General features: G+C 72.8%; 15 protein-coding genes. 8 read left to right on the top strand and 7 right to left on the bottom strand.

Going from position 1 to position 13,084, the window contains the following annotated elements; all coding sequences use genetic code 11:
* The first annotated feature begins 1,149 nt into the window (after positions 1–1,149).
* From GA0070216_RS07375 to GA0070216_RS07365, 4 genes are read left to right on the top strand one after another with little or no spacing between them, the layout of a single operon-like run.
* On the top strand, positions 1,150–2,871 hold the full coding sequence (locus tag GA0070216_RS07375; RefSeq protein ID WP_091241220.1) for a nitrite/sulfite reductase: 1,722 nt from the start codon (positions 1,150–1,152) through the stop codon (positions 2,869–2,871).
* Positions 2,868–3,026, top strand: coding sequence for an IS1 family transposase (locus GA0070216_RS33635; RefSeq protein ID WP_141723017.1), 159 nt, complete (start codon positions 2,868–2,870; stop codon positions 3,024–3,026). Before GA0070216_RS07375 ends, GA0070216_RS33635 begins: the two co-directional genes overlap by 4 nt.
* Positions 3,023–3,802, top strand: a complete 780-nt coding sequence (locus GA0070216_RS07370) for a phosphoadenylyl-sulfate reductase (protein ID WP_091241217.1) — start codon at positions 3,023–3,025, stop codon at positions 3,800–3,802. The genes GA0070216_RS33635 and GA0070216_RS07370 overlap by 4 nt, the downstream gene beginning before the upstream one ends.
* Positions 3,803–3,858: 56 nt before the next feature.
* Positions 3,859–4,623, top strand: a complete 765-nt coding sequence (locus GA0070216_RS07365) for a sirohydrochlorin chelatase (RefSeq protein WP_245722387.1) — start codon at positions 3,859–3,861, stop codon at positions 4,621–4,623.
* Between the two features lie 138 nt (positions 4,624–4,761).
* Here the strand turns inward: GA0070216_RS07365 and GA0070216_RS07360 are convergent, their stop codons facing one another.
* Both GA0070216_RS07360 and GA0070216_RS07355 read right to left on the bottom strand, forming a co-directional pair.
* Complete coding sequence (locus GA0070216_RS07360; protein WP_091241214.1) at positions 4,762–5,019, bottom strand: WhiB family transcriptional regulator; 258 nt, start codon at positions 5,017–5,019, stop codon at positions 4,762–4,764.
* Positions 5,020–5,460: 441 nt separating this feature from the next.
* A complete protein-coding gene (locus GA0070216_RS07355) occupies positions 5,461–6,411 on the bottom strand; it encodes a diacylglycerol/lipid kinase family protein (RefSeq protein WP_091241208.1) in 951 nt (316 codons plus the stop codon).
* Between the two features lie 42 nt (positions 6,412–6,453).
* Here GA0070216_RS07355 and GA0070216_RS07350 point away from each other — a divergent pair, with 42 nt between their 5' ends.
* Complete coding sequence (locus GA0070216_RS07350) at positions 6,454–6,843, top strand: hypothetical protein (RefSeq protein WP_091241204.1); 390 nt, start codon at positions 6,454–6,456, stop codon at positions 6,841–6,843.
* Positions 6,844–6,926: 83 nt separating this feature from the next.
* Here the strand turns inward: GA0070216_RS07350 and GA0070216_RS07345 are convergent, their stop codons facing one another.
* From GA0070216_RS07345 to sodN, 3 genes are read right to left on the bottom strand one after another with little or no spacing between them, the layout of a single operon-like run.
* On the bottom strand, positions 6,927–7,331 hold the full coding sequence (locus tag GA0070216_RS07345) for an ATP-binding protein (RefSeq protein WP_091241201.1): 405 nt from the start codon (positions 7,329–7,331) through the stop codon (positions 6,927–6,929).
* On the bottom strand, positions 7,328–7,888 hold the full coding sequence (locus tag GA0070216_RS07340) for a GNAT family N-acetyltransferase (RefSeq protein WP_245722358.1): 561 nt from the start codon (positions 7,886–7,888) through the stop codon (positions 7,328–7,330). Before GA0070216_RS07340 ends, GA0070216_RS07345 begins: the two co-directional genes overlap by 4 nt.
* Positions 7,885–8,289 carry a superoxide dismutase, Ni gene (gene sodN, locus GA0070216_RS07335; RefSeq protein WP_091241196.1) on the bottom strand — a complete coding sequence of 135 codons (405 nt, stop codon included), beginning with the start codon at positions 8,287–8,289 and terminating at the stop codon, positions 7,885–7,887. The genes GA0070216_RS07340 and sodN overlap by 4 nt, the downstream gene beginning before the upstream one ends.
* An 84-nt stretch (positions 8,290–8,373) precedes the next feature.
* On the opposite strand from sodN, the gene GA0070216_RS07330 reads away from it, so the two are divergent.
* From GA0070216_RS07330 to GA0070216_RS07320, 3 genes are all read left to right on the top strand, one after another.
* Entirely contained in the window at positions 8,374–8,724 is a 351-nt protein-coding gene (locus GA0070216_RS07330; protein ID WP_281190403.1) for a S24/S26 family peptidase, read from the top strand.
* Positions 8,725–8,871: 147 nt separating this feature from the next.
* The gene (locus tag GA0070216_RS07325; RefSeq protein WP_091241193.1) at positions 8,872–10,050 is read left to right on the top strand and encodes an NAD(P)-dependent malic enzyme; all 1,179 of its coding nucleotides are present in this window, start codon (positions 8,872–8,874) and stop codon (positions 10,048–10,050) included.
* A gap of 71 nt (positions 10,051–10,121) precedes the next feature.
* Complete coding sequence (locus GA0070216_RS07320) at positions 10,122–11,084, top strand: zinc-binding dehydrogenase (RefSeq protein ID WP_176738873.1); 963 nt, start codon at positions 10,122–10,124, stop codon at positions 11,082–11,084.
* Between the two features lie 52 nt (positions 11,085–11,136).
* Here GA0070216_RS07320 and GA0070216_RS07315 read toward each other — a convergent pair whose 3' ends face one another.
* Together GA0070216_RS07315 and GA0070216_RS07310 are read right to left on the bottom strand one after the other, a co-directional pair.
* Positions 11,137–12,099, bottom strand: a complete 963-nt coding sequence (locus GA0070216_RS07315) for an alpha/beta hydrolase family protein (protein ID WP_091241190.1) — start codon at positions 12,097–12,099, stop codon at positions 11,137–11,139.
* Positions 12,100–12,138: 39 nt separating this feature from the next.
* Positions 12,139–13,035: an alpha/beta hydrolase family protein gene (locus GA0070216_RS07310; RefSeq protein ID WP_091241186.1), complete on the bottom strand. Its 897-nt coding sequence runs from the start codon at positions 13,033–13,035 to the stop codon at positions 12,139–12,141.
* Positions 13,036–13,084 lie beyond the last annotated feature (49 nt).

Here is a 13,084-nt window from a genome sequence, read left to right as displayed (position 1 = left end):
GGACCTTGGATCCAGACCTGGAACCGGACCCGGGTCTGGACCTGGATCCAGACCTGGAACCGGATCCGGGCCTGGACCTGGACCTGGACCTGGACCTGGACCGAGCTTTCTGCCTCGGCTTGGGAGGGGGTGACGGCTCCAACCAGGTGGCCGCCCGAGGGCAGTAGTAGCGGTGTGCTCCCTTTCGAGCTGATGACGTAAACGACTCACCACCGCCGACGTGGGTAGCTCGGCTGGTTGTCGGCCCCGCCGCGACCAACTGGCCCTGCCGCGTCGAGATCGGCCCGTGGTGCCGGTGAGGTCTGCGCATGAGGCGCTGCGCCGATCGCCCAGGGTCGATCCCCTTCAGGGGGCGATCCCTCCAGGCGGTTTCCTCAGGCTGATCCCCAGGTTGATCCCGCCACGCTATTCCCCAGGTTGATCCCGAGGTTGATCCCGCCGGATCATTCCCAGGCCGAACCTCAGGTCCGGAGCAGTCGGTGCGTCCAGCCTTGAGTGGGCGCGTGGTCTTCGCGGGAACTGTTCGTGGCCGTTCCGATTCGTTTACGTCATCAGCTCCAAAGGATGCAGAGGAGGTAGGCAAGGGGCGTGTCGCAGGCGGGATGAGCTGCCCTTTCTCCACCTGGCGTGCCGCATCTTCGCCGGCAGTGCGACCAGCGGGGCGAGCGACAGGCCGGCCAGCAGGGCGAGCGACAGAGCGACCAGCAGGGCGCAGGGCAGTGCGGCCCGGCAGGGCGACGGGCCGGGGGAGGGGCGCACCCGGATGTACTTCGGGCCGAGGGGCGGCGGCGTGGCGGGCAGGGTAGCGGGGGAGCGGTCGACGGGGGCCGTGGGGAGGGCGGTGACGGTGGGGATGCGGCCCGTGATGTGGGATGCCGCACGTGGTCATTGGCCGACCTCCGCAGGGTGTGCGAGCATGACTGCATGACCGCCGCTGTCGTCCGCCGCTTCGTGGCCCGTCGCCACGTCGACTACGGCCGCGTGCGCAGCGCGATCTGTCCGGCCCACTGACGACGCCCGACCCATCCGTCTCGGGCGCGTGTTCCGCGCCGGCCGTTCCGACACCGTTGTCCTCGGCCCTTCCAGGGCCGGCCGCCGCCGCGTCCGCGCTCTCACCGAGGCACCGCAGAGACAACGGAGGACGCCGCGATGGCGGTCAGCAGCACCCCGGCCCGTCCCGGGACCCCGACGGCCACCGCCGTTCCCGCCACCCGCGCTCCCCGTCGTCCCCGTGGAGAGGGACAGTGGGCCCTCGGTCACCGTGAGCCGCTCAACCCCAACGAGCGGATCAAGAAGGACGACGATCCGCTGAACGTCCGGGCCCGGATCGAGAACATCTACGCCCACGGCGGTTTCGCCTCCATCGACCCGCAGGACCTGCGCGGCCGGTTCCGCTGGTGGGGCCTCTACACCCAGCGCAAGGCCGGCATCGACGGCGGACGCACCGCCGTGCTGGAGCCGCACGAGCTGGAGGACGAGTTCTTCATGCTCCGGGTCCGGGTCGACGGCGGTCAGCTCTCCCTGGCCCAGTTGCGCGTCATCGCCGACATCTCCCGGGAGTTCGCCCGGGACACCGCCGACATCACCGACCGGCAGAACATCCAGTACCACTGGATTCGGGTCGAGGACATGCCCGAGATCTGGCGTCGGCTGGAGTCGGTCGGCCTGCAGACCACCGAGGCGTGCGGTGACTGCCCCCGCATCGTGCTGGGCAGCCCGGTCGCCGGGGTGGCCGAGGACGAGGTGCTCGACCCGACCCCGGCGCTCGACGAGATCGTCCGCCGGTACGTCGGCGACAAGGCGTACTCGAACCTGCCCCGGAAGTTCAAGACCACGATCTCCTGGCTGGTCGACACCCCGTACGAGGCGAACGACATCGCCTTTCTCGGGGTCGATCACCCGGAGCACGGCCCCGGCTTCGACGTCTGGGTCGGTGGCGGCCTCTCCACCAACCCGATGCTGGCCAAGCGGCTCGGCGTCTGGGTGCCGCTGGCCGAGGTGCCGGACGTCTGGGCGGGAGTGGTCGGCATCTTCCGCGACTACGGCTACCGCCGGCTGCGCAACCGGGCCCGGCTGAAGTTCCTGGTCGCCGACTGGGGCGTGGAGAAGTTCCGCGAGGTGCTGGAGAAGGACTACCTGGGACGTACCCTGCTCGACGGTCCGGCTCCGCAGCTGCCCGACAAGCCGGTCGACCACATCGGCGTGCACCGGCAGCGCGACGGGCGCCACTACGTCGGGGCCGCCCCGGTGGTCGGGCGGGTCTCCGGCGGGCAGTTGACCAAGCTCGCCGACGTGGTCGAGGCGCACGGCAGCGACCGGGTGCGGCTCACCCCGTACCAGAAGCTGCTGGTGCTCGACGTGCCGCCGGCGCGGACCGAGTCCCTGGTCGACGAGCTGCGCGGGATCGGCCTGGAGGCCCGGCCGTCGGCCTGGCGGCGGGGCACCATGGCCTGCACCGGGATCGAGTTCTGCAAGCTGGCCATCGTCGAGACCAAGGCGCGCGGCGAGGAGCTGGTGGCCCGGCTGGAGGAGCGGCTGCGCGACTTCGACGCGGACATCTCCATCCACATCAACGGCTGCCCGAACGCCTGCGCGCGCACCCAGGTCGCCGACATCGGCCTCAAGGGTCAGCTGGTGGTCGGCCCCGACGGCCAGCAGGTGGAGGGCTTCCAGGTGCACCTCGGCGGCGGGTTGGGGATGGCCCAGGGCCAGACCGCCGGGTTCGGCCGCAAGCTGCGCGGCCTGAAGACCACCGCCGACGAGCTTCCCGAGTACGTGGAACGACTGGCCCGCCGCTACCTGGCCGGCCGGACCGAGGGCGAGACGTTCGCCAACTGGGTGATCAGGGTCGACGAGGAGGAACTCCGATGAGCGAAACCCGATCCGCGCCGCTGCACTGCCCGTACTGCGGCGAAGAGGACCTGCGGCCGAACGAGGCCGGACACGGCGCCTGGGAGTGCCACGCCTGCGCCCGGGTCTTCACCGTGAAGTTCAACGGCCTGCTCAGCCGGGCGGTGACCCGGTGACCGGCCTGCTGTCCGCCACGGGCCTGGGTCTGGTCGGTGCCGGCGGCCCGAAGCTGGCCGACCCGGCCCGTCGCGATCCCACCCGCCGCGACCCGGCCGAGCTGCGGGCGCTGGCCGAGCGGGCCGGCCGTGAGCTGGAGGGCGCTCCGGCGCTGGAGATCGCCCGCTGGGCGGCCGACACCTTCGGGGACCGGCTCTGCGTGACCAGCTCGATGGCCGACGCCGTGCTCGCCCACCTGGTGTCCCGGGTCGCCCCCGGGGTGGACGTGGTCTTCCTCGACACCGGGTTGCACTTCCCGGAGACGCTGCGGGTCCGCGACGAGGTGGCCCGCCGGTTGCCGGTGAACGTCCGGTCGATCCGGCCCCGGCAGACCGTCGGCCAGCAGGACGGCGAGTACGGGCCCCGGCTGTTCAACCGCTCGCCGGACGACTGCTGCCAGCTGCGCAAGGTCGAGCCGTTGGAGCGGGCCCTGTCCGGCTACGACGCCTGGGCCGCCGGGCTGCGCCGGGACGAGTCGCCGACCCGGGCGAACACGCCGGTGGTGACGTTCGACCCCCGACGCGGCAAGGTCAAGGTGAACCCGATCGCCGCCTGGTCCCAGGCCGACGTGGACTCCTACATCTCCCGTTACGACATCCCGGTCAACGAGCTGCTCGGCCGGGGCTACGGCTCGATCGGCTGCTGGCCCTGCACCCGCCGGACCAAGGCGGGGGAGGACCCCCGGTCCGGCCGGTGGGCCATGTTCGAGAAGACCGAGTGCGGTCTGCACCTCTGACCGGGCCGGAGCGCGTTCCGGTGGCCGGCGTGGGAGTCACCACGCCGGCCATTGGTCTGTCAGGTGCCGTCGAGGCGGCGCGACCCGGCTCCGGTGTGCCGGTGGTGCTGGTGGCGCACGGCAGCCGGGACCTGCGGGCGGCGGCGGCGACCCGGGCGCTGGCCGGTGCCGTGGAGGCCGCCCGGCCCGGCACCCCGGTGCTGCCCAGTTGGCTGGACCACACCGAACCGGGGCCGACGGAGGTGCTGCGCGGGCTGGCCGCCGCCGGTCACCGCACGGCGGTGGTGGTGCCGCTGCTGCTCACCGCCGCCTACCACCGTCGGGTGGATGTTCCCGCCGCGGTCACGGCGGCCCGACAGGACGCGCCGGAGCTGACGGTACGGGTGACCGACGTGCTCGGGCCGGCCGACGGGACGGTGGACGCGGGGCTGCTGGCCGGGCTGGCCGGGCGGTTGGCCGAGACGCAACCGGGGCCGGTGGACGCGCTGGTGCTGGCGGCGGCGGGCACCCGGGACGCGCGGGCCCGGGGTTCGGTGGGGCGGGTCGCCGCCGCCCTGGCCGACGGCTTCGGGGTGCCCTGCACCGTGTCGTACGCCTCGGCGGCCCCGCCGACCGCCGACGTGGCGGTGACCCGGCTGCGGGCGGCTGGCGCCGGCCGGGTGGCGGTGGTGGCGTACTTCCTGGCGCCGGGGCTGTTTCACGACTCGGTGGTGGCGGCGGCCGACCGGGCGGGTGCGGTGGCCGTCAGCGGACCGCTGAACGACTCGCCGGATCTGGTCGAGCTGGTGCTGCGCCGGGTCGATGCGACGGATCACAGGTGACGGGCGTCACAGCGCCGACGTTACTCTCCGTCATGGCGCCGACACCGAGATTTCGGTCGCTTCGGTTACGGAGAGTATGTGATGCAGAACGCCCCGGCGGGATCGAATCCGGCCGGGGCGAACAGCGTGTGATGGGATTCAGGCGGAGTGAGCGCGCAGCACCCGGAGACCGCCACGGCGCTTGACCGCGCGGCGTTCCTCCTCGCTCATCCCGCCCCAGACGCCGGCGTCCTGACCGGACTCCAGTGCCCACTGGAGGCACTGGTCGGTCACGGAGCAGCGTCGGCAGACGGCCTTGGCCTGCTCGACCTGAAGAACCGCCGGGCCGGACGTCCCGATGGGGAAGAACAGCTCCGGGTCCTCGTCGCGGCAGACGGATTTGTGACGCCAGTCCATGGCGGCAACACTCCTCATTCTGGATGGATGGCAGATAACGCTGGTGCTTTTCTTATTTGCGTCCGCAGTGCCGGTCGTCACGGTTCGCGTACAACTATTCGGCATTGCGTGAGCAGACTCGTTCAGCGCCTGGGCCTGCTGGAAATGCTCTACCAGTCGAGTATCTCCAGGCAATGTCCCGGTAACTCAAGTTCGCTTGTGAATACTTTCACGAACGAACGCGATGTCAAGGGGTGACGCTCGGAAAAACTCCGCTCGGTGAGCAAGCTCACGACCCTTTTGTCGGGTTTTCAGGCTTCCCTGTTACCCGGCGTACCACAGTCGAGGATCAATATAGTACAGTCCGCGTGACATTGCTGACATTTCCGGCACTCCTCCTCGGTGTGGCGGCCTCCGGTCGTGCGGCGTCCCGACCGCTCGACCTATGGCGTTACCCGAGACCTAGCAGATTACTCTCAGTGCGCCGGAAACGGAGGTGAATCTGACTTTGTGTCGCTCGCCGAGGTAGTCCCCGTCCAGCTGGAAGGCCTGTGGACGGGCCGAGACCAGGGTGAACTCATCCAGATCGTGCAGCCGGAGCACCTGCTTGCCGCGCGGATCGGGGTGTCGGGACAGGAGCTGGGTCACCGTCCGTGTGGTGCTGGCGACGCGGAGCTGACGAAGCGCCATCACGTCCAGCCCGAGATCGAACGACGCCTCCGGGTTCGGGTTGACCTCCCGGTCGCCCAGGTACGTCCACGGCGCGGTGTTCTGGATGATCACCGTGCCCAGCTCGCCCTCGGCCGGCTCGCCGGGCCGCTCCAGGCTGATCGCCGGATGCCGGCGGTGCGAACCGAGGAAGTAGTGACTCAGGGTGGAACGGAAGTAGAGCGACGGTGAGGACACCCGTCCCCGTCGCCGGGCCTGCTCCACCCGGTTGATCACCGCCGCGTCCAGGCCGAAGCCGGCGCAGAAGGTGAAGTAGCGGTCGTCGGCCCGGCCCAGCCCGATCGTGCGGGACCGGCCCAGCCGTAGCCCCTCCAGGATCATGCTGGTGCCGTCCGCCCACTCCCGGGGCAACCCGAGCGCGCGGGCGAAGACGTTGGTCGAGCCACCCGGCACGGTGGCCAGCGCCGGCAACCGCTCCGCCGGGGAGCCGCCGGTGCGGATCGTCGGCGGATCGGCGGTCATCAGGCCGTTGACCACCTCGTTGACCGTGCCGTCACCACCGAGCGTGACCACCAGGTCGACGCCCTCCTGGGCGGCCTCCCGGGCCAGGTCGGTGGCATGGCCCCGGCGGCGGGTGTACCGCACCGACAGGTCTACTTGGCTGCGCAGCGCGCGGACCAGCACGTCCCGGCTGCGCTCGCTGGTGGTGGTGGCCTTCGGATTGACCACCAGGACGGCCCGCATGGGCGGCACTTTACGTGATCGGGCGGGGGTATCGTGGCCCGCGTGACGATCGACTCCGCGCCGGTTCCCGACACCCTGCACTGGGCGGTACGCCTGCTGCGGGCCGAGGCCGTCGCGCTCGCGGTGCTCGCCGGCTGGTTGGTCTGGGCCGACCTCACCGCCACCCGGACCGACCTGGTCTCGGCACTCTTCGTGACCGGGTTCGCCATCTCCGGCGCGGTGGCGCTCTGGGCGTTGGGCGGCGCGCTGTCCCGTCGTCGGGCCGGTGCCCGCGCCCCGGCGATGGTGCTGGAGCTGATGCTGCTGCCGGTCGGCTGGTTCATGATCTCCGGCGGGCTGGGCTGGCTCGGCGTACCGCTGATGGTGCTCGGTCTCGGCGTCTGCGCGTTGCTGGTCAGCCCACCCACCACGAAGGCCCTGGGCTTCGGCTGATCCACCGGGGGGCGCCGACCGCCACCGCGCCGGGCGAGGTCACCGCGCGGGGCCGGGGGACACCCTCGTGCCCGGCGGCGGGTTCAGTAGCCGGAGCGGCGGGTCAACAACGAGATGGTGGCCCGGCCGTCGGCCGACTCGGCCGCCGCCGCCGTGGTCAGCGCGGTGAGCACCTTCCAGGCGAACGAGGACTCGCCCGGAAGGGTGGCACCCCGCACGGTCGGCACCGTCACCTCGACGGTCAGCGCGTCCTCGGTGACCGCGAAGCGGCACTCCAACTCGGCGTCGCGGGTGGCGATGGCGAGCAGCATCGCGCACGCCTCGTCCACCGCGATGCGCAGGTCTTCGATCTCGTCGAGGGCGAACTGGAGGCGGGCCGCGAGCCCCGCCGTGGCGGTGCGCAGCACGCCGAGATAGCCGCCGTCGGCGGGCACGGTGAGGTGCACCACGTCGTCGTCGGTCGCTGGCTGGCCGGTCAGTTGAGTCACGCCTCATCCCCCCGGTCCGGGACTCTACCCGGCCGGGCGTCCGGATGCGTGGTCGACGTCACCCCGGTGGCCGCGAGAGCCTCCAGGGCCGCCCCGCTGAGCCGGTACGGGACCCACTCGGTCATCGGCTCGGCCCCGATCGAGGCGTAGAAGTGGGCGGCCGGATTCCAGTCGATCATCCACCAGTCGAGCCGCCGGTAACCGCGCCGCACACAGAGGGCGGCGAGGGTGGCGAGCAGCGCCCGGCCGGCCCCGGTGCCCCGGTGGGCCGGGCGGACGTACAGGTCCTCCAGGTAGATGCCGTGTACGCCGGCCCAGGTGGAGAAGTTGAGGAACCACAGCGCGAAGCCGACGGGCAGGTCGTCGTCGTCCACCGCGACGTGCCCGAACAGGGCCGGGGCGGGGCCGAACAGGGCGGTGTCCAGCTGCGCCCCGGTGAGCCGGCACTGGTCGGCGGCCCGTTCGTAGTCGGCCAACTCGTGCACCATCGCGACGACGGCCGGCACGTCCTGGGGACGTGCCGGCCGGATCGTCGGTGCCGTGGCGGGCAGGGTCACGCCTGCTTGGTCTCCCAGAAGATCTTGGAGATCTCGTCGATCTTCTGGAGCAGCTCGTCGGCCTTGGCCGGGTCGGTCGCACCCTTGGCGCCGGCCGCGCCGGCCGCCTTGGTGGCCTCGTTGAAGAGCTGGTGCAGGTGCGGGTACTTCTCGAAGTGCGGCGGCTTGAAGTAGTCGGTCCAGAGCACCCACAGGTGGTGCTTGACCAGGTCCGCGCGCTGCTCCTTGATCAGGATCGCCCGGGTGCGGAACTCGGGGTCGGTGTTCGCCTGGTACTTCTCGCAGATCATTTTGACCGATTCGGCCTCGATCCGGGCCTGCGCCGGGTCGTACACGCCGCACGGCAGGTCGCAGTGCGCGCTGGCGGTCACACGGGGTGAAAGGATGCGGGCAAGTCGCATCAGGGTCCTCCATGGGATGTTTGCGATGATCCGAGCCGACACTACTCCTGAGCACGTCCCCGGCAGGGGCGGAGGGGAAACCTCGTGACGGTCGGCGGGTCCGGTTGCCCACCACGGTTGCCCGCCCCGCTCACCGCCGTGGGGGTGACCGGGCCGTCCATGTCACCGACCCTGCGCCACGGCGACGCCGTCCTGGTCCGCCGGGGCGGTCGGCCGGTCCGCCCCGGCGACGTGGTGGTGGCCGTGTTCCGGAGCCGCCCGGAACTGCTGGTGGTCAAGCGCGCCGTCCGCCCGCAGGACGACGGCTGGTGGTTGCGTGGCGACAACGCGCTGGTCACCGACGACTCCCGGGCGTACGGGGTGGCCGACGTGCTGGGCCGGGTGGTGTTCCGCTACTGGCCGCGCCCCGGCCGGTTGACGCCCGCGCCGATATGACCCTCCTCACAACCGGGTACCGGCGGTCTGACTATGCTCGGGAGGTGCCCGGGTGACCCCCGAACCGCGTACCGCGTGTCGCCGCTCCGCCTCACCTCGCGCCCTCGCGCCGGCCGCTCCATCTGCTCGACAGATCCTGGAGTCACCATGTCTGCGTCCACCGTGGATCCCGCTGATCCCGTTTTCCGACTGCATCGTGGCGGCAAGCTCGCCGTCGCCTCGACGGTCCCGCTGACCAGTCGCGAGGACCTCTCTCTCGCGTACACCCCGGGGGTGGCCCGGGTGTGCGAGGCGATCGCCGCCGACCCGGCCCTGGCCGACGACTACACCTGGGTGTCGCACGCCGTCGCGGTGGTCACCGACGGCTCCGCCGTGCTCGGGCTCGGCAACATCGGCGCGCGCGCCGCGTTGCCGGTGATGGAGGGCAAGGCGGTGCTGTTCAAGCAGTTCGCCGATGTCGACGCGGTGCCGATCTGCCTGGACACCCAGGACGTCGACGAGATCGTGGCGACGGTGCGCGCCATCGCCCCCTCGTTCGGCGGAATCAACTTGGAGGACATCAGCGCCCCGCGCTGCTTCGAGGTGGAACGGCGGCTCGACGAGATGCTGCCCATCCCGGTCTTCCACGACGACCAGCACGGCACCGCGATCGTGGTGCTGGCCGCGTTGCGCAACGCGGCGACCCTGTTGCACCGCAAGCTCGGCGACCTGCGGGTGACCGTCAGCGGGGCCGGTGCCGCCGGGGTCGCGGTCACCCACATGCTGGTCGCCGGGGGAGTGGACCCCGACCGGGTGGTGGTCTGCGACTCCCGGGGCGTCATCGGCCGGCACCGCACCGACCTGACCGAGACCAAGGCGCACCTTGCCGAGACCACCAACGCCGAGGGTCGTCGGGGGGACGTCGCCGAGGCGCTGCGCGGCGCGGACGTGTTGATCGGCGTCTCCGGCGGGCGTATCCCCGAGGCGGCGGTCGCCGGGATGGCCCCCGGCGGCATCGTCTTCGCGCTGGCCAACCCGACCCCCGAGGTGGACCCCGAGGTGGCCGCCCGGTACGCCGCGGTGGTCGCCACCGGGCGCAGCGACTACCCCAACCAGATCAACAACGTGCTCGCCTTCCCCGGGGTGTTCCGGGGCGCGCTGGACGCCCGGGCCACCCGGATCACCGACGGGATGAAGGTGGCCGCCGCCGACGCGATCGCCGGGGTGGTCGAGGGGTCGCTCAGCGCGGACGCCATCGTGCCGTCCCCGCTCGACCCCCGGGTCGCCCCGGCCGTGGCGGCGGCGGTCGCCGAGGCGGCCCGCCACGACGGCGTCGCCCGCGCCTGAGCCGGCGGGCGGGTGGGAAGGGTCCGGGCCGACGGCCCGGACCCTTCTTGAACGATCGTTCCGCTGTTACGGTGCGGATCATGCGTGCCGCCTATGCCTCCCGGTTCGACGCCGACAACCCGCTCGCCGCGCTCACCGTCGGCGACCGTCCCGAGCCCGCCCACCCGGACGACGACTGGGTGACCGTGCAGGTCCGGGCCAGCTCGCTCAACCACCACGACCTGTGGTCGCTCAAGGGGGTGGGGCTCGCCGACGGTCAACTCCCGATGATCCTCGGCTGCGACGCGGCCGGCACCGACCCGGACGGCAACGAGGTGGTCATCTACCCGGTGCTGCCCACCCCCGGCGACCCGCGCGGCGTCTCCATCCTCTCCGAGCACTACCAGGGCACCCTCGCCGAGCGGGTGGCCGTACCCCGGATGAACCTGCTGCCGCTGCCGACCGGCCTGTCGATGACCGACGCGGCCTGCCTGCCGACCGCCTGGCTCACCGCCTGGCGGATGCTCACCACCCGGGGCCGGGCTGCCGACGGCGAGTCGGTGCTGGTGCAGGGGGCCGGCGGCGGTGTCGCCACCGCGGCGGTCGCGCTCGGCCTGGCCCTCGGCAAGCGGGTGTACGCCACCAGCCGCGACGCCGCCAAGCGGGAGCGGATCGCCGCGCTGGGAGCGACCGCGGTGGAGCCCGGTGCCCGGCTGCCGGAGCGGGTCGACGTGGTGGTCGAGACGGTCGGCGCGGCGACCTTCGACCACTCGTTGAAGTCGGCCGCCCCGATGGCCCGGATCGTGGTCGCCGGCGCGACCTCCGGCCACCTGCCGGCGGTGAACCTGCGCCGGGTCTTCGCCATGCAGCTGGAGATCCTCGGCACCTCGATGGGCACCCCGGACGAGCTGACCGAGCTGCTCGCCTTCTGCGCCGAGCGCGAGGTACGCCCGGTGGTGGACAGCGTGGTCCCGTTCAGCCGGGTGACCGACGCCTTCGCCCGGCTGCACTCCGGCGAGGTCTTCGGCAAGGTCGTCGTCGACCACACCGCCTGACGGCGCGGCGTCGACCGGATCGGGCCGACGGCCGGCCGGGCGGCGGGGCCGGTCAGAGCCGGTCGTCGAGGACGGCGACGTCGCCCCGGGCCGCCGAGGCGGGGAGCCGGCCCTTGGCGGCCTCGTCGCCGTAGAGGGACCAGCGGAGGAACTCGATGGTGGTGTCGGCGACCACCCGCAGGGCCGGGCCGTCACCGAGCAGGGCCCGGCCGTGGTCGCCCCGGGGCAGGCTGAGCATCGCCTTGGGCCAGGGCACCGCGTCGTAGACGGCCTTGCCGGCGGCGTAGTCGACCACCTCGTCGGCCTGGCCGTGCACGAAGAGCTGCGGGGCGGCGGCCCCGGCGAAGGCGGTGCCCACACCCAGCCCCGTCCCGGCGAGCACCACCCCGGCGCGCAGCCGCTCGTCGCGACCGGTGGTGAACAGGCCGATGGTGGTCACCCCGCCCGCCGAGTGGCCGGCCGCGCCCACCCGGTCGGTGGCCAGCCGGCCGCGCAGCTGGTCACCGGCCTTCGCGTCCAGCGCCAGCACCTTGTCCAGCACGTACGACACGTCGGCGGGCTGGTTGAGCACGTCGAGGACGCTGCCGTCGGTGCCCTTGCCGGTGTGCGGGAAGGTCGGCGCGGCCACCACGAAACCGGCCGCCGCCCAGCGGGTGAGTAGCACCTGGTAGTCGACGGGTCGCCCGTCGAGGCCGTGGCTGAACGCCACCACCGGGAACCGCCCGGTCGCCGCCGTCGCGTTGCGCTGCGCCGCCTCGCCGGCGGTGCCCCGGGCCGGGTACCAGAGGGTCACCGGCAGCGGGCGGTCGCCGCCCCGGTTGAGCTTCAGCTGTCGTACGCCGACCGCGAACGCCTCGGCCGGCGCGGTGCCGGCGGGGACGCGCGGCGCCGGGGCGCTGGCCTTCGGGGGGTCGGCAGGGGCGGCGGTGCGGGCGGGCGCCTGCGTCGAGCAGCCGGTGAGGCCGGCGGCGAGCAGCGCGGCGGTCAGCAGGACCGGGGTGCGGCGACGGAACATGAACCCGATTGTGCCTCGCCCGTCGTGCGGCCCGGCCGGCTATGGCGGTCCGCCGGCCCACCGCTCGTCGAGGCTGGTGACGCCGGGGCGGGTGGCGTCGGTGCGCAGCCGGCGGCCGGCGTCCCGGTCGTCATAGAGGGTCCAGCGAAGAAAGTCGGTGGTGGTGGCGACGACCTCGTCGAAGCCGGGCCGGCCCGGGGTGAGGTATTCGCCGTGGCCCTGCCCGAGCACACTGAGGAACGCCTTCGGGCCGGTCGCCCGCTGGTAACCGGCCTGGCCGACGGTCAACGGCACCACCGGGTCGGCGGTGCCGTGCACGAAGAGCAGCGGGGCGGTCGGCCCGGCGAAGGCGCCGGCCAGTCCGCCCCCGGCGATGATCACACCGGAGCGCAGCCGGGCCGAGTGGCCGGAGGTGAACATGCCGGCGGTGGTGAAACCGCCCGCCGAGTGGCCGGTCGCGGCGAACCGGCCGACGTCCAGGTGCCCGGCCAGCGGGTCACCGGCGCGGGCGTCCAGCCGGACCAGGTGGCGGATCACCCGCCACGCGTCGGCGGGCTGGTTGCGCACGTCGGCGCGGCTGAACCGGGCCGCCCACCGGCTGGTGTACGGGTAGGTCGGCGCGGCCACCACGAAGCCGGCGGCGGCCCACCGGGTGGCCAGCGCGGCGTGCAGCTCGGGCAGGCTGCGCAGGCCGTGGCTGTGCACCACCACCGGGAACCGGCCGGGGGCGACCCGGCCGTGCGCGGTCGGGTACCAGAGCGTCACCGGCAGCGGGCGTGGCCCGGACGGGTCGACGATGAGGGTGCGGACCGCGACCGGTCGGACCTGGGCCGGGGCGTGTCGGGCCGGCGGCGGCGCCTCGGTGGCGGCGGTGGCCGGGCCACAACCGGCGAGCAGCGCGGCCAGCACCACGGCGCACAGCCGTCTCGCCCCCATCCCTGCACGGTAGGTGTTCCGCTGCCCGGTCCGACCCGGCTGTCCGGAC

Origin of the sequence: Micromonospora matsumotoense, assembly GCF_900091525.1 — a bacterium.
Lineage (GTDB): Bacteria > Actinomycetota > Actinomycetes > Mycobacteriales > Micromonosporaceae > Micromonospora > Micromonospora matsumotoensis.
The sequence above is the reverse complement of the archived record's forward strand: the minus strand, read 5'-3'. Positions and strand labels throughout refer to the sequence as shown.

Bases quoted from the DNA above. Each gene is read 5' to 3' on its own strand.
- GA0070216_RS07375 (WP_091241220.1), top strand. From the start codon at position 1,150: ATGGCGGTCAGCAGCACCCCGGCCCGTCCCGGGACCCCGACGGCCACC.
- GA0070216_RS33635 (WP_141723017.1), top strand. From the start codon at position 2,868: ATGAGCGAAACCCGATCCGCGCCGCTGCACTGCCCGTACTGCGGCGAA.
- GA0070216_RS07360 (WP_091241214.1), bottom strand. From the start codon at position 5,019: ATGGACTGGCGTCACAAATCCGTCTGCCGCGACGAGGACCCGGAGCTG.
- GA0070216_RS07355 (WP_091241208.1), bottom strand. From the start codon at position 6,411: ATGCGGGCCGTCCTGGTGGTCAATCCGAAGGCCACCACCACCAGCGAG.
- sodN (WP_091241196.1), bottom strand. From the start codon at position 8,289: ATGCGACTTGCCCGCATCCTTTCACCCCGTGTGACCGCCAGCGCGCAC.
- GA0070216_RS07325 (WP_091241193.1), top strand. From the start codon at position 8,872: ATGTCTGCGTCCACCGTGGATCCCGCTGATCCCGTTTTCCGACTGCAT.
- GA0070216_RS07315 (WP_091241190.1), bottom strand. From the start codon at position 12,099: ATGTTCCGTCGCCGCACCCCGGTCCTGCTGACCGCCGCGCTGCTCGCC.
- GA0070216_RS07310 (WP_091241186.1), bottom strand. From the start codon at position 13,035: ATGGGGGCGAGACGGCTGTGCGCCGTGGTGCTGGCCGCGCTGCTCGCC.